The sequence below is a fragment of the Paracoccus aurantiacus genome (genome assembly GCF_007993065.1).
In the GTDB taxonomy this organism is placed as follows: Bacteria; Pseudomonadota; Alphaproteobacteria; order Rhodobacterales; family Rhodobacteraceae; genus Paracoccus; species Paracoccus aurantiacus.
This window is the reverse complement of the sequence record NZ_VOPL01000008.1, coordinates 16294-33741: the sequence shown is the minus strand read 5'-3', so window position 1 is coordinate 33741 and position 17448 is coordinate 16294. Positions and strand designations below refer to the sequence as shown.

The 17448-nt window shown below is 64.2% G+C and carries 18 protein-coding genes; 12 read left to right on the top strand and 6 right to left on the bottom strand.

Annotated elements, in window-relative coordinates; translation table 11 throughout:
- Positions 1–81 precede the first annotated feature (81 nt).
- The 6 genes from FQV27_RS15915 to FQV27_RS15890 are packed head-to-tail and all read left to right on the top strand — an operon-like array spanning position 82 to position 6056.
- The gene (locus tag FQV27_RS15915) at positions 82–2928 is read left to right on the top strand and encodes a monovalent cation/H+ antiporter subunit A (protein ID WP_147100453.1); all 2847 of its coding nucleotides are present in this window, start codon (positions 82–84) and stop codon (positions 2926–2928) included.
- Entirely contained in the window at positions 2928–3293 is a 366-nt protein-coding gene (locus tag FQV27_RS15910) for a Na+/H+ antiporter subunit C (RefSeq protein WP_147100451.1), read from the top strand. The genes FQV27_RS15915 and FQV27_RS15910 overlap by 1 nt, the downstream gene beginning before the upstream one ends.
- Complete coding sequence (locus tag FQV27_RS15905; RefSeq protein ID WP_147100449.1) at positions 3290–4891, top strand: monovalent cation/H+ antiporter subunit D; 1602 nt, start codon at positions 3290–3292, stop codon at positions 4889–4891. The genes FQV27_RS15910 and FQV27_RS15905 overlap by 4 nt, the downstream gene beginning before the upstream one ends.
- Positions 4888–5376, top strand: coding sequence for a Na+/H+ antiporter subunit E (locus FQV27_RS15900; protein ID WP_147100447.1), 489 nt, complete (start codon positions 4888–4890; stop codon positions 5374–5376). Before FQV27_RS15905 ends, FQV27_RS15900 begins: the two co-directional genes overlap by 4 nt.
- Positions 5373–5642: a K+/H+ antiporter subunit F gene (locus FQV27_RS15895; RefSeq protein ID WP_147100444.1), complete on the top strand. Its 270-nt coding sequence runs from the start codon at positions 5373–5375 to the stop codon at positions 5640–5642. Before FQV27_RS15900 ends, FQV27_RS15895 begins: the two co-directional genes overlap by 4 nt.
- Before the next feature lie 9 nt (positions 5643–5651).
- A complete protein-coding gene (locus FQV27_RS15890) occupies positions 5652–6056 on the top strand; it encodes a Na+/H+ antiporter subunit G (RefSeq protein WP_377768685.1) in 405 nt (134 codons plus the stop codon).
- Positions 6057–6104: 48 nt separating this feature from the next.
- On the opposite strand, the gene dapA is transcribed toward FQV27_RS15890, so the two are convergent.
- Positions 6105–6980, bottom strand: a complete 876-nt coding sequence (dapA, locus tag FQV27_RS15885; protein ID WP_147100440.1) for a 4-hydroxy-tetrahydrodipicolinate synthase — start codon at positions 6978–6980, stop codon at positions 6105–6107.
- Positions 6981–7056: 76 nt separating this feature from the next.
- On the opposite strand from dapA, the gene FQV27_RS15880 reads away from it, so the two are divergent.
- Positions 7057–9258 (top strand): lytic transglycosylase domain-containing protein, encoded by a 2202-nt coding sequence (locus tag FQV27_RS15880; RefSeq protein ID WP_246133133.1) that lies wholly within the window; start codon positions 7057–7059, stop codon positions 9256–9258.
- Between the two features lie 4 nt (positions 9259–9262).
- Here FQV27_RS15880 and mnmC2 read toward each other — a convergent pair whose 3' ends face one another.
- Positions 9263–9919, bottom strand: coding sequence for a tRNA (5-methylaminomethyl-2-thiouridine)(34)-methyltransferase MnmC2 (gene mnmC2, locus FQV27_RS15875; RefSeq protein ID WP_147100438.1), 657 nt, complete (start codon positions 9917–9919; stop codon positions 9263–9265).
- Positions 9920–9965: 46 nt separating this feature from the next.
- On the opposite strand from mnmC2, the gene FQV27_RS15870 reads away from it, so the two are divergent.
- Positions 9966–11027 (top strand): NAD(P)/FAD-dependent oxidoreductase, encoded by a 1062-nt coding sequence (locus FQV27_RS15870; protein ID WP_147100435.1) that lies wholly within the window; start codon positions 9966–9968, stop codon positions 11025–11027.
- On the opposite strand, the gene FQV27_RS15865 is transcribed toward FQV27_RS15870, so the two are convergent.
- Positions 10994–11674 (bottom strand): NnrU family protein, encoded by a 681-nt coding sequence (locus FQV27_RS15865; protein WP_147100429.1) that lies wholly within the window; start codon positions 11672–11674, stop codon positions 10994–10996. The two genes, FQV27_RS15870 and FQV27_RS15865, sit on opposite strands and share 34 nt — an antisense overlap.
- Positions 11675–11751: 77 nt before the next feature.
- Here FQV27_RS15865 and FQV27_RS15860 point away from each other — a divergent pair, with 77 nt between their 5' ends.
- From FQV27_RS15860 to lpxK, 4 genes are read left to right on the top strand one after another with little or no spacing between them, the layout of a single operon-like run.
- Positions 11752–12471 (top strand): sirohydrochlorin chelatase, encoded by a 720-nt coding sequence (locus FQV27_RS15860; RefSeq protein WP_147100427.1) that lies wholly within the window; start codon positions 11752–11754, stop codon positions 12469–12471.
- Between the two features lie 33 nt (positions 12472–12504).
- Positions 12505–12759, top strand: coding sequence for a DUF4170 domain-containing protein (locus FQV27_RS15855; RefSeq protein WP_147100423.1), 255 nt, complete (start codon positions 12505–12507; stop codon positions 12757–12759).
- Positions 12760–12761: 2 nt separating this feature from the next.
- Positions 12762–14009, top strand: a complete 1248-nt coding sequence (locus FQV27_RS15850; RefSeq protein ID WP_186827329.1) for a 3-deoxy-D-manno-octulosonic acid transferase — start codon at positions 12762–12764, stop codon at positions 14007–14009.
- On the top strand, positions 14006–15004 hold the full coding sequence (gene lpxK / locus FQV27_RS15845) for a tetraacyldisaccharide 4'-kinase (RefSeq protein ID WP_147100419.1): 999 nt from the start codon (positions 14006–14008) through the stop codon (positions 15002–15004). The genes FQV27_RS15850 and lpxK overlap by 4 nt, the downstream gene beginning before the upstream one ends.
- Here lpxK and FQV27_RS15840 read toward each other — a convergent pair.
- The 3 genes from FQV27_RS15840 to FQV27_RS15830 are packed head-to-tail and all read right to left on the bottom strand — an operon-like array spanning position 14980 to position 17383.
- Positions 14980–16104, bottom strand: a complete 1125-nt coding sequence (locus tag FQV27_RS15840; protein WP_147100417.1) for a CaiB/BaiF CoA transferase family protein — start codon at positions 16102–16104, stop codon at positions 14980–14982. The two genes, lpxK and FQV27_RS15840, sit on opposite strands and share 25 nt — an antisense overlap.
- Positions 16101–16856 carry a DsbA family protein gene (locus FQV27_RS15835; RefSeq protein WP_147100415.1) on the bottom strand — a complete coding sequence of 252 codons (756 nt, stop codon included), beginning with the start codon at positions 16854–16856 and terminating at the stop codon, positions 16101–16103. The genes FQV27_RS15840 and FQV27_RS15835 overlap by 4 nt, the downstream gene beginning before the upstream one ends.
- Positions 16853–17383 (bottom strand): DUF721 domain-containing protein, encoded by a 531-nt coding sequence (locus tag FQV27_RS15830; protein WP_147100413.1) that lies wholly within the window; start codon positions 17381–17383, stop codon positions 16853–16855. The genes FQV27_RS15835 and FQV27_RS15830 overlap by 4 nt, the downstream gene beginning before the upstream one ends.
- Positions 17384–17448: the final 65 nt, after the last annotated feature.

The following is a 17448-nucleotide window of genomic DNA, read 5'->3' as shown; positions in this document are numbered from 1 at the left end:
AGGTCCTTTTCAGGGTCCGGGTTTGCTTGACACTGCCCCCCCATTCCTTGAGACAAAAGCAAAACACTTTGCGGAGGACAGATGTCGCCAGCCCTGATCGCAGCGCTGCCCTTCCTGGGCGCCCTACTGCCCGGCCTTCTGATCCGTTCGGGGCGAAATGTCGCGGCAATTTCCTGTGGAACGATGTCGCTTCTGGCGCTGATCGGCCTGTGCCTGCACATCCCCGAGGTCATGGCCGGAGGGGTCGTCACCGCAAGCTTCAACTGGCTTCCGCAGATCGGGCTGAATGCAAGCTTCCGCATCGACGGCCTCAGCCTGCTGTTCGGCATCCTGATCCTTGGGATCGGCATCCTGATTATCATCTATGCCCGCTATTACCTGTCGAAATCGGACCCGGTCGGGCAGTTCTACACCTATCTGATGCTGTTTCAGGGCGCGATGGTCGGCATCGTCCTGTCGGACAACATCCTGCTGCTGCTGATCTTCTGGGAACTGACATCGCTGTCGTCCTTCCTTCTGATCGGGTATTGGAAGCACCTGCCCGAGGGGCGGCAGGGTGCCCGCATGGCGCTGACGGTCACGGGCGCGGGCGGGCTTGCGATGATCGCGGGCATGATGATCCTCGGCAATATCGCTGGCAGCTATAATATCGGCGAAATCCTTAAGGCGAAGGACGCGATTCAGGCCTCTCCGCTTTATCTTCCGGCATTGCTGCTGATCCTCGGCGGCGCGTTCACGAAGTCAGCGCAGTTCCCGTTCCATTTCTGGCTTCCTCACGCAATGGCCGCGCCGACGCCAGTGTCAGCCTATCTGCACAGTGCAACCATGGTGAAGGCCGGGCTGTTCCTGATGGCGCGCCTGTGGCCGGTGCTGTCAGGCACCCCGGAATGGTTCTATATCGTGGCCACCACCGGGCTTGTGACGATGCTGATCGGCGCGATCATTGCGCTGTTCAAGGATGACCTTAAGGCAATCCTCGCCTTCTCGACCGTCAGCCAGCTTGGCATGGTGACGATGCTGCTGGGACTGGGGACCGAGGCGGGGGCCATTGCAGCCGTCTTCCACATCATCAACCATGCGACCTTCAAGGCCGCGCTGTTCATGACCGCTGGCATCATCGACCACGAGGCCGGGACACGATCGGTGCGTCTGCTGGGCGGCTTGCGCAAACTGATGCCAATCACCTTCGTGATCGGAACGATCGCGGCACTGTCGATGGCCGGCATCCCGCCGCTGAACGGCTTCATCTCGAAAGAGATGATGCTGGAGGAGGCGTCGCATACCGTATGGGCAGGCCATCACAACCTTTTCTTCATCGTGGCGGGCGTCGCGGCGACCTTCTCGGTCGCGTATTCCTTCCGCTTCATCTGGCAGGTGTTCTTCGGTCCCGAGCGCGAAGAATATCCCCATCACCCGCATGATCCGGGCATGGGTCTGATCTTCAGCCCCGGCTTCATGGTCGTGCTGGTCGTCCTGATCGGTCTGATGCCGATGACCATGGCGGGCTGGCTTGTCACGGCTTCTGCCGACTCCGTTACGGGGCTGGAGACACATCCGCACCTGGCGCTTTGGCACGGCGTCAACCCGGCGCTGATAACCTCGGCAATTGCGACCGTCCTCGGCGCGGTTCTGGTGGCGCTGCACCCGCTTCTTCAACCGATCTGGGACGCGATGCCCCGCCCCGAAGCGAAAACCATCTTCGACGCCATTATCCGCCGCGTGGTCCGCTGGTCGCAGGCCGCCAATGACGCGCTGCATGATGGCAGGCTGGCACGCGGCGCGGGGATGATGGCCGCGACCATCGTTCTGGCCGGCACGTTTGCATGGGCCACGGGACGCGCCGGGCCGGAAACCCGCGCCATGCTGCCGATCCAGCCTATTCCGGCCATCGGCTTCGTTCTGCTGATCGTTGCGACCGCCTGCATGGTCGCCTTCCACCGCAACCGCCTGCTGGCGCTCGTGCTGATCGGGATTGTCGGGCTGATCGTGTCTTGCGGGTTCGTCTACCTGTCGGCACCTGACCTTGCGCTGACGCAGATCTCGGTCGAGGTGGTGACTGTGATGCTGATGTTGCTGGCGCTGAACTTCCTTCCCAAGCGCACCTGGGTGGAAACCGGCGCGTGGCGTCGCGGTGCGGATGCACTGATCGCAACAGCGGTCGGGCTTGGCATCGGGGGGCTTTCCTATGCCATCATGCGCCGTGATTTCGCGTTCGAGACGATTGCGAATTACCACCTTTCAAACAGCTATAAGCAGGGCGGCGGGGATAACGTCGTCAACGTGATCCTCGTGGACTTCCGGGGCTATGATACCTTTGGCGAGATCACCGTGCTGGGGATCGCGGCCCTTGTCATCTATGCCATGACCGAGACGCTGCTGACCGGGCGTTCGGCCCGCAGGCTGACGAACTGGCGGCACGACCAGCGGCGCGCGGGCGACCGTCACCCGCTGATGCTGGTCGTGGCGACACGGCTGATCCTGCCGATCTCGCTGACGGTCGGGCTGTTCATCTTCCTGCGCGGACACAATCAGCCGGGCGGCGGCTTCATCGCCGGTCTGATCGTCGCGATCTCGCTTTTGATGCAGTATATGGCATCCGGTTTCGCATGGGCGCAGGAACGCCAGCGCGTTCCATTCCACGCCATGATCGGCATCGGCGTCGTTCTTGCGGCTGGCACCGGGATCGGGGCCTGGCTGTTCGGACTGCCGTTCCTGACGTCGAATTACGGCTACTTCAAACTTCCCTTCCTTGAGGAGATAGAGCTTGCCACCGCGATGGCCTTCGATCTGGGCGTGTTCCTGTGCGTTCTGGGCGCTGTCATGCTGGCGCTGAATTCGCTGTCGCGCATGGCCCGCCGCACCGGAGAGGTCATCAATCGTCAACCCATGGATGTCGATCCCTCACGCTCGAAGAAGGAGGCACATTGATGGAAGCCCTCGTCGCAATCGCCATTGGCGCCATGAGCGCGGCAGGTATGTATCTGGTGCTGCGCCTGCGGACATTTCCGGTCGTGATCGGCATGACCATGATGTCCTATGCCATTAACCTTTTCCTTGTCGCGACGGGCAGACTGGCGATCAACAAGCCGCCGATCCTGCACGGGCATGGCGCGGTCGATTACAGCGCCTATACCGACCCGCTGCCGCAGGCCCTGACGCTGACCGCGATCGTGATCTCGTTCGGGATGACTGCGGTCGTCGTGCTGCTGTCGCTTGGCGCCTTTCTGGAGGGCGGCGACGATTACATCGACATGCCCGAGGCCGACCGGACCGAGCGCGGGGAGAAGGAATGAACCACTTCATTATCGCCCCGGTCGTTCTGCCAGCCATAATCGGAGGCCTGATTATCCTGTGGATGCGTCACGATCTGCTGCTGCAGCGCGTGTTTTCGACCGCAGGTTCGCTGGCGCTGCTTGGTGTCGCGCTCTATCTCGCGTTCTATGCGAGCAGCGGCGAGGTGTTCGTCTATCGCCTTGGCAACTGGCCTGCGCCCTTCGGCATCGTGCTGATGCTGGACCGGCTGGCTGCGCTGATGCTGGTGCTGGGCGCGTTTCTGGGGCTGGTTGTGCAGCTTTACGGAATCGGCTCTGGCTGGGACCGAAAGGGCTGGCATTTCCACGCGCTCTGGCAGTTTCAGATGATGGGCGTCATGGGCGCCTTCCTGACGGGCGACGCCTTCAACCTGTTCGTCTTTTTCGAGGTGCTGCTGATCGCGTCTTATGGCCTGATGATTCACGGCGGCGGCGGGCTGCGGCTGCGCGCAGGCGTGCAATACGTGGTCATCAACCTGATGGGTTCGACCCTGTTTCTGGCGGCGCTCGGAACGCTTTATGCGGTGACCGGCACGCTCAACATGGCCGATATGGCCGTGAAGGTCGCGCAGATGCCGGCCGACGATACCGCATTGCTGCGGGCTGGCGCGGTGCTGCTGATGCTGGTCTTTGCAATCAAGGCGGCGCTGGTGCCCCTGCATTTCTGGCTGCCTTCGACCTATGCGAATGCGCCGGGACCGGTGGCAGCGCTGTTCGCGATCATGTCGAAAGTCGGGGTCTATGCGATCATCCGCTTCTACACGCTGGTTTTCCCCGGTGATTCCGTGGTCGAGGGGATCGTCGCGGACATGCTGCTGCCGGCTGCGCTGATTACGCTTGTCGTCGGTCAGGTGGGTGTTCTGGGCGGCCGCAACCTTGGCCGGGTTGCGGCAATGTCAGCAATCGCTTCGATCGGAACGCTGGTCATCGCTGTGTCGATGTTCACACAACCCGCGATTTCGGCGGCGCTTTATTACACCATCCATTCGACGCTGGCTGCGGCGGCGCTGTTCCTGATCAGCGACATGATCGCCGCGCGGCGCAACGGCGACCTGTGGCTGACGCTTCGGCCGAAAATCCAGGACAGCGGGCTGATCGCATCCTTCTTCTTTGCGGCTGCGATTGCTGTTGCTGGCCTGCCGCCCCTGTCGGGCTTCATTGGCAAGCTGCTTGTCCTTGATGCGACGCGCATCGACCCGTGGTGGGTCGGGATCTGGTCCACGATCCTTGTGACCTCGCTCTTTGCCATTGTCGGCTTTTCACGCGCCGGTTCGACCCTGTTCTGGCTGCCCTTCCAGCTTCAGCGGGCCGAAAGGATCGCCGAGGCAGAGGGCAGGCCCGCGCCGAAGGCACCGATCCCGCCAAAGCTGGAGCCTGACGAGCATATTCAGGATATCGGGGATGCCGTTTCGCCGACCCTGACCTTCGTATCGGCGGGGCTGTTGCTGGCTGGGCTTGTTGCACTGACCCTGTTTGCGGGACCGGCGCTTCACATGACCGACTCCATCGCGGCGCAACTTTTCGACACCGCTCCATATGTTGAATCCGTGCTGGTCGAGCAGGAGGGCGCGCGGCCATGAGACGCATTTTCCCCCACCCCATTCTTTCCGCGATGCTGATCCTGTGCTGGCTTCTGCTGGTCAACGACTTCCGCTGGGGATCGCTGGTTTTCGGGGTGATCCTGGCGGTTCTCATCCCGGCCCTGATCGCCCCCTACTGGCCGTCACGCTCGGCGCTGCGTTCGCCCGGCAAGTATGTCAGCTATCTGTTCCTGGTCATCTGGGACATCATCGTCGCCAATATTCAGGTCGCGAAGATCGTGCTGTTCATGCCGAATTCGCGGCTGCAGCCCGCCTGGATCGTGATCCCGCTTGAAGTCCGCTCGCCCGAGGCGATTACGGTTCTGGCCGGAACGATCACCCTGACGCCCGGCACGGTCAGCTGCGATCTTTCGGAATGCGGGCATTCGCTGCTGGTTCACTGCCTGCACGCACCCGACCCTGACAGCGTCGTCACCGATATCAAGTCGCGATACGAATCGCGCCTGAAGGAGATCTTTGCATGATCGCCTATGCCATCTATTTCGCCTTTGCCTGCTTCGGCGTCGCGCTTCTGTTCAACCTGTATCGGGTTGTCATTGCCGTCGGCGTGCCGGACCGGATTCTTGCGCTGGATACGATGTCGATCAACATGATCGCCATTCTGGCGCTTTTCGGCATCAAGGAAGGCACGGGCATGTATTTCGAGGCCTCGCTGCTGTTCGCGATGATGGGCTTCGTGTCAACGGTGGCCTATGCCAAATTCATCCTGCGCGGCGACATTATCGAATAGGGGGCGGTCATGGATATGTTCATTGAAATACTCGTCTCGGCGATGCTGGTCATCGGGGGTATCTTCGGCTTCGTCGGGTCCTACGGGCTGGTCAAGCTGCCGGAACCGATGACCCGCCTACACGCCCCGACCAAGGCCGCAACCCTGGGCGTGGGCGGCGTGCTGCTGGCCTCGATGATCTATTTCGCGTGGTTCGGCGATCATGTCAGCTGGCACGAGCTGCTGATCGCGCTTTTCATCTTCCTGACCGCGCCGTTGACCGGACTGATGATCGCCAAGGCGAATATTCATCTGCAATGGACCAAGGACGAACTGCCCCCGACCGGGACGGGAACGCCGTGGGCCACGCAGTCGGATCGGCCCAGCATCATGGATGACGGCGCCGATCTGCGCCTGACCAGCGAAGGCGACTGAAAAAGGCGCCCGGATCGGGGCGCCTTTCGCGAAAAGTGGTGGGTGCCGTCAGATCAGCCCGGCGTGGCGCATTGCCTCGTCAACGGCGTTCCGCGTCGATTGTGTCAAACCAACGAGCGGCAGGCGCACACGCTCATTCACCATGCCAAGCTTTGACAGCGCATATTTCGCCGCCACCAGACCCGGTTCAATGAACAGCGCGATGTGAAGCGGCATCAGCTTGTCCTGCAGTTCCAGCGCCTTGCCCCATTCGCCATCCAGCGTCGCCTGCTGAAATTCCGAACACAGCTTCGGCGCGACATTGGCGGTGACGCTGATACAGCCCACACCGCCATTCGCATTGAACGCCAGCGCGGTGTCGTCATTACCCGAAAGCTGGATGAAATCCGGCCCGCAGGTGATGCGCTGCTGGCTGACACGTTCCAGCTTGCCGGTCGCGTCCTTGACAGTGGTGATGCGCGGCAGCTTTGCCAGCTCGCCCATCGTTTCGGGTGTCATGTCCACAACCGAACGGCCGGGAATATTATAGATCACAAGCGGGATGTTCGTGGCATCGTGGATCGCGGTGAAATGCGCGATCATGCCCGCCTGCGTCGGCTTGTTATAGTAAGGCGTCACGATCAGCAGCCCGTCAGCCCCCGCGCCTTCGGCATGCTGGGCAAGCCCGATCGCTTCGCGGGTCGAGTTCGAGCCCGCACCCGCGATCACCGGAACGCGCTCATCGGCGATGCGCACAACCTCGCGCACCACGGCACGGTCTTCGTCATGGCTCAGCGTCGGTGACTCGCCGGTCGTGCCGCATGGCACCAGCCCGTGGCTGCCCTGATCGATCTGCCATTCAACGAATTTCTTGAGCGTGTCCAGATCCAGCTCGCCGTCCGGGGTGAACGGCGTGATCAGTGCGGGCATCGACCCTTTGAACATGACACGCTCCTGTCGCATGAGGTTATAAATGTCGCAGGACACTAGACGCGGCGGCTGGATTTGCCAAGGATGTGAATTGCAGCCGGCGCGACGCCGCCGCACATTGGGCGCAATGATGTATCCTTTCCGTGACATAATACTGGCCGGACTTTTCGCGGTCGCCGCCGCCCTGCCCGCGCGGTCGGAATCGCTGCCCGATATGGCGACAGCGCTGACCGCGGCGGGGGCAAAAAACTGGACTGCGGCGAATGATGCCGCGGCGAAATCCGGCCCACTGGCCGAGCGTTTGGTGAGCTGGCACGAACTGCGCGCCGGGCGGGGCAGCTTCGCCGACTATCTGACCTTCGCACGCGATCACGCCGACTGGCCGGGTATGGAACTGCTTTACAAGCGGGGCGAGGCAACGATTTCCGCCACGACCCCGGCACAGGATGTGATCGACTGGTTCGCCGGACACGAACCGCAAACCGGGGCCGGTGCGTCCGCGCTTGTCGCGGCGCTGAAAGCCCGCGATCCCGATGCCGCCCGCACCGAAGCACAGCGCATCTGGACCAGCCTTCCGATGAGCGCGGCAGAAGAAACTGCTTTCCTTGCCGCGAACGGGGCCGATCTGGCCAATCTGGCCGATGCGCGCGTCTTCATGCTGCTGGATCAGTTCGAATGGCAGGCCGCGCAACAAGGGCTGTCGCGCATGACCGACGCCGCGCGTCCGCTGGCCGAGGCACGGATCGCGACGCAAGCCCGGCGCGGCGGCGCCGATGCCCTGATCCTTGCGCTGCCCGAGGCGCAGCGCGACGATGCCGGTCTTGCGATGGACCGTTTCCGTTGGCGGGTGCAGGCCAAGATGGGCGATCTCGCGGAAGAGTTGATGCTGGAACGCTCGACCTCTGCCGAGGCGTTGCGCAGGCCGGATGTCTGGGCGGATGCCCGCGCCGATTACGCCCGCGCGCATCTGCGGGACGGCGAATGGGCCAAGGCAGAGGCGATTGCCGCACCGCATTTCCTTTCACCGGGAAGCGAGGCCTTTGCGGATCTTGAATTCCTTGCCGGCTACGCGGCGCTGCGCGGCGGCGTGGCAGACCGCGCGCTTCAGCATTTCATCCATCTTGCCGACGGCACCAAGGGTGTCGTCAGTCAGGCCCGCGCCTTCTATTGGCAGGGCCGCGCGAACGAAGCCGCAGGCAAAGCCGACGCCGCGCGCACCGCATTCGAGGCCGGGGCGAAACTGCAATCGACTTATTACGGACAGCTCGCCGCCGAACGCATCGGCGCCCCGCCCGACCCGGCGCTTTCGGTTCCGGGTCGTGCGGACGCTGCCCTGCCGCAATGGCGGCGCTCTGCACTGCTGGAAAACGAGGTGTTTCAGGCGGGCATATTCGCCTTTGCTGCGGGCCAGCCCGACCTTGGCCAGCGTTTCCTGCTGCATCTGTCCGAAAGCGCCACGCCCGAGGATATAGCCCGCATGGCCCGCGTGACGCTGGAAATGCGCTATCCCTGGCACGCCTTGCGCCTTGCCAAGCGCGCGGCGGCACAGGGCGCAGTGTTTCCCGCCGCTTATTTCCCGCTGACCGGACTTGAACACGAAAAGCTGGACCTGCCGGCAGAACTCGTCATGTCGATCTCTCGCCAGGAATCAGAGTTCAATCACACCGTTTCGTCGCATGTCGGCGCGCTTGGGCTCATGCAGCTTATGCCGGCGACGGCGCAGCAGATGGCGGAAAAGACCGGGCTGCATTACGACCGCGCCCGGCTGACCGAAGACCCGTTCTATAACGCCCGCCTTGGCACCGCGTATCTGAACACCCTGCGCGAGCGTTTCGGGCCGTCATCGGCGCTCGTCGCTGCGGGCTATAACGCAGGGCCGGGGCGGTCGCGCCAATGGACCGAACGGTTCGGCGACATCAGGACTGAAACCGATCCGGTCGACTGGGTCGAAATGATTCCCTTCGACGAGACCCGCAACTATGTCATGCGCGTGACCGAGGCGCTGCCGATCTATCGTGCGCGGATCGCGGGTCATCCGGTCCCACCGACGCCGACGAAGGATCTGACCGGCGACGGCTATGTTCCACCGCCGCCAAAGCCGCGCCAGACCCTGGCCGAGGTGCTGACCCGTTCGAACCCGCCCCCGCAGCAAGGAGATCCGCTGTCAGCCGCTGCTGCCGCATTTGCCGAGACAGAGGCACTTGCGCCGGCCCCGGTAAGCGCCGCGCCGGTCGGCACACGGCCCGCGCCGCGTCCGGATGCTGCAGCTTCGGCAAATCCGGCCGGCGGCTAAGGCATTACAGGCGCGTGCCCCGGCTCATATGGCGCTTTCCGGCATAACCCGGCGCGCGCTCGACCCGGAAGCCTGCCGCTTCCAGCGCGCGACGGACGTGACCGGCCGCGGAATATGTGGCAAAGGTTCCACCCGGAGCCGTGTGCGCACCGACTTCGCCCATCAATGCAGAACCCCAGAGTTCAGGGTTCTTCGCGGGCGAAAAGCCGTCAAGGAACCACGCATCCGCCGCACCCTGCCAGCGCGACAGCGTGTCGCGCGCATCGCCGATGACCAGGTCGACGTCGACCAGACCGACCCGGAACCGGCGCGTGCCATAGCCGAGGCGAAGTTGTTCGGTCAGGCCGGAGAGCTCCGGGAATGCCTGATGCGCGCGCGCAAGCTGCGCATCATCCATCGGAAAAGCTTCGAAGCTGGTGAAGCGGATCGGCTGGGTCGCGATCTCGGCCAGTGCCAGCAGGTTCAGCCCCGTCCCGAACCCAAGTTCAGCAACATGAAAGCCTGGCCTCAGCCTTTGGGGCAGGTCATTCCCGCCCAGAAAAACGTGCCGCGTCTCGGCCAGACCGCCAGCGAGGCTGAAATACGGATCGTCGAAAATGGTCGAAACCGGCACGCCGCCATCGCGCCAATCCAGTTTGGGAGACTGGTTCTGAATGCTCATCGGGTTTAACTCCTTGCGGCGGCACAACTGGCGAAAGGGCGACGGAATGGCAAGCGTCACCGTGATTGGGGCGGGAATAGCGGGGCTTTCCGCCGGCTGGGAAATCGCCCGGCGTGGCCACAGCGTGCGCGTGATCGAAGCCAACGGGATCGCCGCAGGTTCATCGGGCGGAACGGTCGGCGCGCTGGCACCGCATGCGCCCGATAGCTGGAACGTCAAGAAACAGGTGCAGCTCGACAGCCTTCTGGACGCGCCACGCTTCTGGCAGGAGGTCGCGGAAACATCTGGCCGCGATCCGGGATATGCCCAGACCGGACGCATCCAGGCCGTATCGGCCGCCGATCTGCCAAAGCTGCGCGCCCGGATCGAGGGCGCGCAGCGGCACTGGCAGGGTGCCGCACGGATGTGGTTGACGCAGACGCGCCCCGAAAATGCGCTGATTCCCGACAGTCCCGATAGCTGGTGGCTTCTGGACGATCTGACCGCGCGCCTGTCGCCTCGCCAAGCCTGCGAGGCGCTCGCCGCAGCGATCCGCACGAAAAGCGGCGATGTGACAGTGGGGCAGCGGGCAGAAATCGGCGCGGTGTCGGGGCTGGTGATCTGGGCCAACGGCGCACCGGGTCTTGCCATGCTGGGCGACGATCTTGGCCGGAACGCTGGTCAGGGCGTCAAAGGTCAAAGCGCGCTGCTGGATTTTTCCGCACCTGACGCACCGCAGATCTATGCCGATGGCCTGCATATCGTCCCGCATGCGGACGGAACGGTCGGGATCGGCTCTACCTCGGAAAATAGTTTTGCGCATGATGCTGTGGACGGCCTGCTGGACGCGGTGATCGCCCGCGCCCGGATCACCTGCCCGACCCTTGCGGATGCGCCCATTCTGTCGCGATGGGCGGGCATCCGGCCGCGTGCCCGTTCCCGCGCGCCGCTGATCGGTGCATGGCCGGGCAGGCCGGGACAGTTCGTGGTGAATGGCGGCTTCAAGATCGGGTTCGGCATGGCCCCCGTCACGGCAAGGATGATTGCCGATCTGGTTCTGGACGGGCGCGACACGATCCCCGAAGCCTTCAGGCTTCAGGGCAGCGGCGACACCCCGATCAGCGGCTGATGCAGCTGCAGGATCAGCAGCCAAAGCAGCAGCGCAATCATCAATCGCATCACGGAAGGCGCGCCGCGCGGCCGCCACCGGCCGGAGATCAGCGCAGCGCCGGGCCAGAGGGATGTCCGCCTGGCAAGCATGTGAAAGTCGGGCAGACTGCGCCGGGCACGGATTTCGGCCCCGATGACGCCTGACAGCGCGAATGCCAGCATGACGCCGAACAGCAGAACATGGGCCAGATCACCATTGGCCAAAAGATGCGCACCCGCCCAGATGGCAAGCGCCCACATCAGCGGGTGGCGCGTCAGCCCGATGATGCCGGGGCGGTCGGGGTCAAATCCGTCCGCCCGCCCCAAGAACGAAAACGGATTGCGCCGCCCGACAGCCAAGACCGAGAGCAGCAGCGCAAGCGGCATCGCGATATTCACCAGCCAGCGCTGCCAGATCGCCTGCGGCCATATTTCGACGTAAGGCGCGCGGCCGGCTGCCAGCAGCAGCCAGTAAAGTAAGCCCAGTGACAGCAGGCTGAAGGCAAGGATATAACCGGCCCGCCCCAGCATTGTGACAAGGCGCGATTTCAGCCGCGGCCGCATCGGGATCATATGTGCCGCCAGAAAGGCAATGAAGGCGGTAATGAACTCTGCCCAGCCTGACATGACACCCTTGTCTTGAGATCGCGCGCCGCTCGTGTTTGGCTGACAGGATCTAACCAGAATCGCTAACCGATACCAGTATGACCCGACCCGTCATCATCATCGCCCATGGCCAGCCCTCGGACCCTGGCCCACAACAGGCCGCGATCGAGGATCTTGCCGCTGCCGTGTCGCAGCTTGCTGCGCGCCCGGTGCTGGGTGCGACGCTCGCCGATGCGGATGCGCTGGCGCGGGCCGTCGCGGATGCACCGCGCGCGCTGATCTATCCGATGTTCATGGCGGCGGGCTGGTTCACCGGCAAGGAACTTCCCCGCCGGCTTGCCGCACTTGGGGCGGCTGATCCCTATCTCCATGCGCCATTCGGCCTTGACCCGACGCTGGCAGAGCTGTGCCTGACGAAGTTGCGCGATGCCGCATGCGATGCCGGGCTGAGCCTGAACGATGTGACGCTGCTGCTGATCGCGCATGGTTCGAAGCGGGCGCGCGGCTCTGCCAACGGGGCCGAGGCGATGGCGGAACTTCTGCGTCTGCGCCTTGGCCGCGTTGTCACCGGCTTCATCGAGGAAGCGCCCTTCTTGCGTGACGCCGCCCGCGATCTTGGCCCGAATGCCATTGCGCTGCCTTTCTTCGCGACCCGGGCCGAACATGTGACAGACGATATACCGCAGGCGCTGGCGGAAGCGGGTTTCGAAGGCAGGCTTCTTGACCCGATCGGCCTCGCGCCAGAGGTTCCCGCGCTGATAGCCGCCGCGCTTGACCGGGCTGACGCAGCGATTGCGTCGCGGCGCGCGGACGCTTAGGTTCCGGCCATCGACGACATCAGGAGTTCATCCATGACCCAGCAGCAGCAGCGCCTGCACCTCGTTTTCGGGGGCGAGCTGAAAGACCTTGACGGGACAGAGTTCCGCGACACCTCGGCCATTGACGTGGTCGGCGTGTTCCCGGACTTCGCATCGGCCCATGCAGCATGGAAGGGCGCGGCACAACGCACCGTGGACAGCGCCCAGACCCGCTATTTCATCGCCCATCTGCACCGCCTGATGGACGAAGGCCGCGAGACAAGCCCGACGGCGGAACTGGGCATCTGATCGTGGCGCAAGGGCATGGGCTGCGCGGCTGGATGCAGCGCTGGCGCGAGCCACATTCCGCGTCCGCCGCCGCCCCGCTGCCCGAACTTGCCCTGCCCACCGGCGACGGTCCTCTGATCTGGCTGCGCATCGGCGGCGACGTCGCCTCGCTTCCGGATGGTGGGCTGCCGCCGACGCTGATCCAGCTTCTCATGCAGTTGCGCAGGCGCGGGCTGCAGATCGCCGTCAGTCGCGCTGCGGGGGGGCCGCCCGATCTTGCAACGCGCGGCATCAGCGCCGTGCCTGACGCTGCGCTGAGCGTGGGGCAGGCGGATGCCCATATTTCCGCGATGCGCCCGGCGGCGATCCTTCTGATCGGCGCCGATCTGCCGCGCCCGCTGATCGAAGCAGCGCTGGCGCGCGACATCCCGATCGTGCTGGCCGAAACCCGCCTCAGCGCCTCTGAACGCGGTTGGGGCTTGGCCAGTCTGGGCCTTGGCAGGCGGTCGGTTCTGTCGCAACTGACGCTGCTTCTGCTTCCCGACGCCGCCAGCCGTGATGCGGCGATCGACATGGGCGTCAGCGAAAGCCGGATCGAAGTGACCGGCCCGATCACCCAGACGAGAGAGCCGCTGAAGCATCTTGAGGCCGAGCGTGAATCGCTGGCCGAAGCGTTCACGGGCCGCCAGCTTTGGCTCGCGATCAACGTGACAGAGCCAGAAGAGCAGGCCCTGATAGATGCCCACATGACGGTGCTACGCTACAGCCATCGCGCCATTCTGATTGCCCTTCCGGACGATCCGCGCCGGGCAGACGCCATGGCCAGCCGGATGAGCGATGCGGGCCTGATCGTTGCGCAACGCAGTCTGGACGAGGACCCGACAGACGAGGTGAATGTCTACCTTGCCGACGACCTGTTCGAGCTGGGGCTTTGGTATCGGCTTGCGGCATCCTGCTTCATGGGTTCTACCCTCGCAGGGCCGACGACGACCGCCCGCGATCCGTTCGAAGCCGCGTCGCTTGGTTCCGCTGCCATTCACGGCCCGCAGGATGGTCCCTTTTCTGCTGAATGGGCGCAGCTTGACGGCGCAGGTGCAGCGCGCAGGGTCGAAGATGGATCTGGCCTCGCGCAGGCGGCGGTGGCCCTTCTTGCCGCCGATCAGGCCGCCCAGATCGCGGCGAATGCCTGGGCCGTCTCGACCGGGGGGGCGGGCGTTGCCAACAGGATCGCCCACGCCATCCGTGACCTTGCGACCGGAGACACCGCATGAGCCGACGCCCGCCAGCCTTCTGGTTTGCCCGCAAGCCCGGCCTTTCGGCCACGCTGCTGCGCCCGCTTGGCGCTGCTTACGGCGCGGCGACGGCGCGGCGGCTGGCGCGCGGCAACCCCGCCGAACTTGCTGTTCCGGTCATCTGCGTCGGGAACATAAATGCGGGTGGCACCGGCAAGACGCCCACGGTTATCGCGCTTGCGCAGCGCCTTCAGGCAAAAGGCATCGCCGTTCATATCGTCAGCCGGGGTTATGGCGGGACAACGCGCGCGCCCACGCGGGTCGATGAACGCCGCCACAACGCAGCCGAAGTGGGGGATGAACCGCTGCTGATGTCCGCCTTCGCGCCCGTCTGGGTGGCCGATGACCGCCGCGCTGGCGCGGAGGCGGCAATCGGCGACGGTGCGGCGCTTATTCTGCTTGATGACGGCTTTCAGGACCCGGCGCTGAAGCACGATCTGTCGCTTGTTGTCGTCGATGCCGCGAAGGGTTTCGGAAACGGTTTGTGCATTCCCGCCGGCCCGCTGAGAGAGCCGGTCGCAGCCGGTATTGCGCGCGCGGACGCGGTCCTTTCGATCGGACCGTCTGCGATGCAGGACCGCTTTGCTGCCGAATGGGGTCAGGCACTTGATCTGCCGCACCTGAAAGGTGCGCTTGCGCCGCTTGAGACCGGGATCGACTGGCGCGATCATCGTGTCCTTGCCTTTGCAGGCATCGGCCATCCCGAGAAATTCTTTGCCACATTGCGCGATCTCGGTGCCGATCTGGTGCGGGGTGAAGCGCTTGACGATCATCAGCCCTTTACGCCCGCGCTGTTGCAGCGCCTTCAGACCGAGGCGAGGCTGACCGGCGCGCAGCTTGTCACGACCGAAAAGGACGCCGTGCGTCTGCCGCAGGACTTTCGGCGCAACGTGCTCGCCCTGCCGGTCAGGCTGGAACTTGAGGATTGGGAACCGCTTGACCGTATGCTTCAGCCGCTGATCGGGTCGTCCTGACCAAGGCGCGGCGACGGCCTGTCTATGGCCAGTGTCGCTTCGGAAAACGTCACCGGCAGACGCACGCCCGGAACCCCGCCCGGCGCGATCTGCATGGCACGCGCGACGACCTGCGGATCGGCAAAGACATCCCCCATATCGTTGATCGGCCCCGCCGGGATGCCCTGCGCCTCAAGCGCGGCAAGCAGCAGGTCACGCTTCTGCCCCCGTGTCACCGCCGAAATCGCTGCGGTCAACGCGTCCCGGTTGCGGATGCGGTCGGCATTCGTAGCATAGTCGGGCGCAGTCGCCAGTGCGGGCAGGCCCAGCACATCGCATAGCCTGCGGAACTGGCTGTCATTGCCGGTGGCGATGATGATCCACCCATCGGCGCAGTCAAAGACCGCATACGGCACAAGGTTAGGATGTGCGTTTCCCATCCGAGAGGGCGCATCGCCGGTCGCCAGATAGTTCATCGCCTGATTGGCCATGATCGCGACGGCGACATCCAGCAGCGCCATGTCGATATGCTGGCCGCGCCCGGTCCTGTGGCGCATCTCGACCGCCGCGAGTATCGCGGTCGAGGCATATATCCCGGTGAACAGGTCCGTGACCGCGACACCAACCTTCTGGGGCTGGCCGTCCGGCTCTCCGGTGACGCTCATCAGGCCCGACATGCCCTGAATGATATAGTCATAGCCGGCGCGATGCGCATAAGGGCCGGTCTGGCCGAAGCCCGTCACACTGCAATAGATGAGGCGCGGGTTCAGCGCCGAAAGGCTGGCATAATCCAGCCCGTATTTGGCCAGCCCGCCCAGCTTGAAATTCTCGATCAGAATATCGGCATCGGCGATCAGATCGCGCACCTTCTGCTGACCCTCGGCAGTGCGAAAATCCGCAGTGACTGACTGTTTTCCACGATTGGCAGCGTGGAAATAGGCGGCCGACCGGTCGCCCTCGCGGTCGATGAAGGGGGGACCCCACCGGCGGGTATCGTCGCCTTCCGGTGCCTCGACCTTGACGACGTCCGCACCAAGATCGGCAAGGATCTGGCCGGCCCAGGGACCGGCCAGAATGCGCGCAAGCTCGACGACCTTGAGACCGGTGAGCGGCGTCATCAGTTGGCCGCAGGCGCGGCCGCGTCCGTGGCAGGTGCGGCGGCGTCACCCGAACTGGCTTCTGCTTCGGCAAGCTTTTCGTCGATCTTGGCCTTCAGATCTTCCCAAGGCTGGTTCTCGACCTGCTCGCCGCCGATCATGAAGGTTGGCGTGGCCTTGATACCGTCTTCCTCGGCATTCTTCTGGAAGGTCGCGACCAGATTGGCGACCTGCGCCTGATCGTTCCAGCACGCGTCCATCTGCTCGGCGGTCATGCCAGCCTTCGCGCCGATCTTGCGCAGGTTATCGACAAGCGCGGCACCGTCCTGCGCCCCCAGCCATTCGGACTGTTCGTCCATCAGCATGCCGGCAATCGGATAAAACTTCGCAGGCTCGCAACGCGCCATGATCCCGGCCCACAGACCGACCTGATCGAAATAGACGTCGCGCATCGCGAAGCGGACCTTGCCGGTGTCGATATATTCGCTTTTCAGCGTCTCGAAGCTGTCCTTGTGGAACGCGGCGCAGTGCGGGCAGGTAAAGCTCGCATATTCATAGATCGTCAGCGGCGCGCTTTCCTCGCCCAGAAACAGGTCTTCCTGAATGACAGGCTCGGCCGCGGCGGGCGCGGGGGCTGCTTCAGCCGTGGTGGCATCCGCTGCGGGCGCGGGGGCTGCGGCATCCGGCACCGGGGTCGCATCCTGTGCGGCAGCGGGAAGCGCCAGCGCGGCAGAGATCAGCGACGCAGACAGGAAATGACGGATTTCGAAGCTCATGAATGGGCCTTTCGGTTGGGTTTGGCCGCACGGGCCAGCTTAAGCGCCGCCAGCCGCGCGACGGCAGCCTGCAGCGCAGGATCGGATATACCCGCCGCCAACGCCGCAGCGGCGCGCCGGGTTTCAGGGTCGGGCTCGGCATCTTTCGCAACCGAGGCGCCATAGTCGAAATCGGCCTGACCTTCGGCAAAGCCGGTTGGCGCGGTCTGCGTCAACGTCACGCGCGAAATCGCGTTATAGCCATAGCAGGCATTCACCCGCTCTCGGATCGCGGGAAGCTGCATTTCCAGAAGCGGCGCATAGGCACCCGTGGTCAGAAGCGTCAGCGTCGCGCCAAAGCTGCGCCGCCCATGCGATATCCTGACCGGGCGGGCTTTTGCGGCGGTATCGGCCCCGACGACCTCGACCCAGTTGGTCAGAAGCCGCGCCACGGCGAAACCCCGCCCTTCGGCGGCATGTCGGATCGGCTTATCAAGCAGGCTGGACGCCTGCCGGAAACCGCGCGACCGGCGGGGGGGCTGTGACATGCGGGCTCCGCAGGTTAAGAACGGCGTCAGTTTAGCAAGCCGCCGCAGGTATGCCAGTGAGACCG

Bases quoted from the DNA above. Each gene is read 5' to 3' on its own strand.
- FQV27_RS15895 (WP_147100444.1), top strand. From the start codon at position 5,373: ATGATCGCCTATGCCATCTATTTCGCCTTTGCCTGCTTCGGCGTCGCG.
- FQV27_RS15835 (WP_147100415.1), bottom strand. From the start codon at position 16,856: ATGAGCTTCGAAATCCGTCATTTCCTGTCTGCGTCGCTGATCTCTGCC.
- FQV27_RS15855 (WP_147100423.1), top strand. From the start codon at position 12,505: ATGACCCAGCAGCAGCAGCGCCTGCACCTCGTTTTCGGGGGCGAGCTG.
- FQV27_RS15890 (WP_377768685.1), top strand. From the start codon at position 5,652: ATGGATATGTTCATTGAAATACTCGTCTCGGCGATGCTGGTCATCGGG.
- mnmC2 (WP_147100438.1), bottom strand. From the start codon at position 9,919: ATGAGCATTCAGAACCAGTCTCCCAAACTGGATTGGCGCGATGGCGGC.
- FQV27_RS15830 (WP_147100413.1), bottom strand. From the start codon at position 17,383: ATGTCACAGCCCCCCCGCCGGTCGCGCGGTTTCCGGCAGGCGTCCAGC.
- FQV27_RS15870 (WP_147100435.1), top strand. From the start codon at position 9,966: ATGGCAAGCGTCACCGTGATTGGGGCGGGAATAGCGGGGCTTTCCGCC.
- FQV27_RS15910 (WP_147100451.1), top strand. From the start codon at position 2,928: ATGGAAGCCCTCGTCGCAATCGCCATTGGCGCCATGAGCGCGGCAGGT.
- FQV27_RS15900 (WP_147100447.1), top strand. From the start codon at position 4,888: ATGAGACGCATTTTCCCCCACCCCATTCTTTCCGCGATGCTGATCCTG.
- FQV27_RS15905 (WP_147100449.1), top strand. From the start codon at position 3,290: ATGAACCACTTCATTATCGCCCCGGTCGTTCTGCCAGCCATAATCGGA.
- FQV27_RS15915 (WP_147100453.1), top strand. From the start codon at position 82: ATGTCGCCAGCCCTGATCGCAGCGCTGCCCTTCCTGGGCGCCCTACTG.
- lpxK (WP_147100419.1), top strand. From the start codon at position 14,006: ATGAGCCGACGCCCGCCAGCCTTCTGGTTTGCCCGCAAGCCCGGCCTT.
- FQV27_RS15865 (WP_147100429.1), bottom strand. From the start codon at position 11,674: ATGTCAGGCTGGGCAGAGTTCATTACCGCCTTCATTGCCTTTCTGGCG.
- FQV27_RS15860 (WP_147100427.1), top strand. From the start codon at position 11,752: ATGACCCGACCCGTCATCATCATCGCCCATGGCCAGCCCTCGGACCCT.
- dapA (WP_147100440.1), bottom strand. From the start codon at position 6,980: ATGTTCAAAGGGTCGATGCCCGCACTGATCACGCCGTTCACCCCGGAC.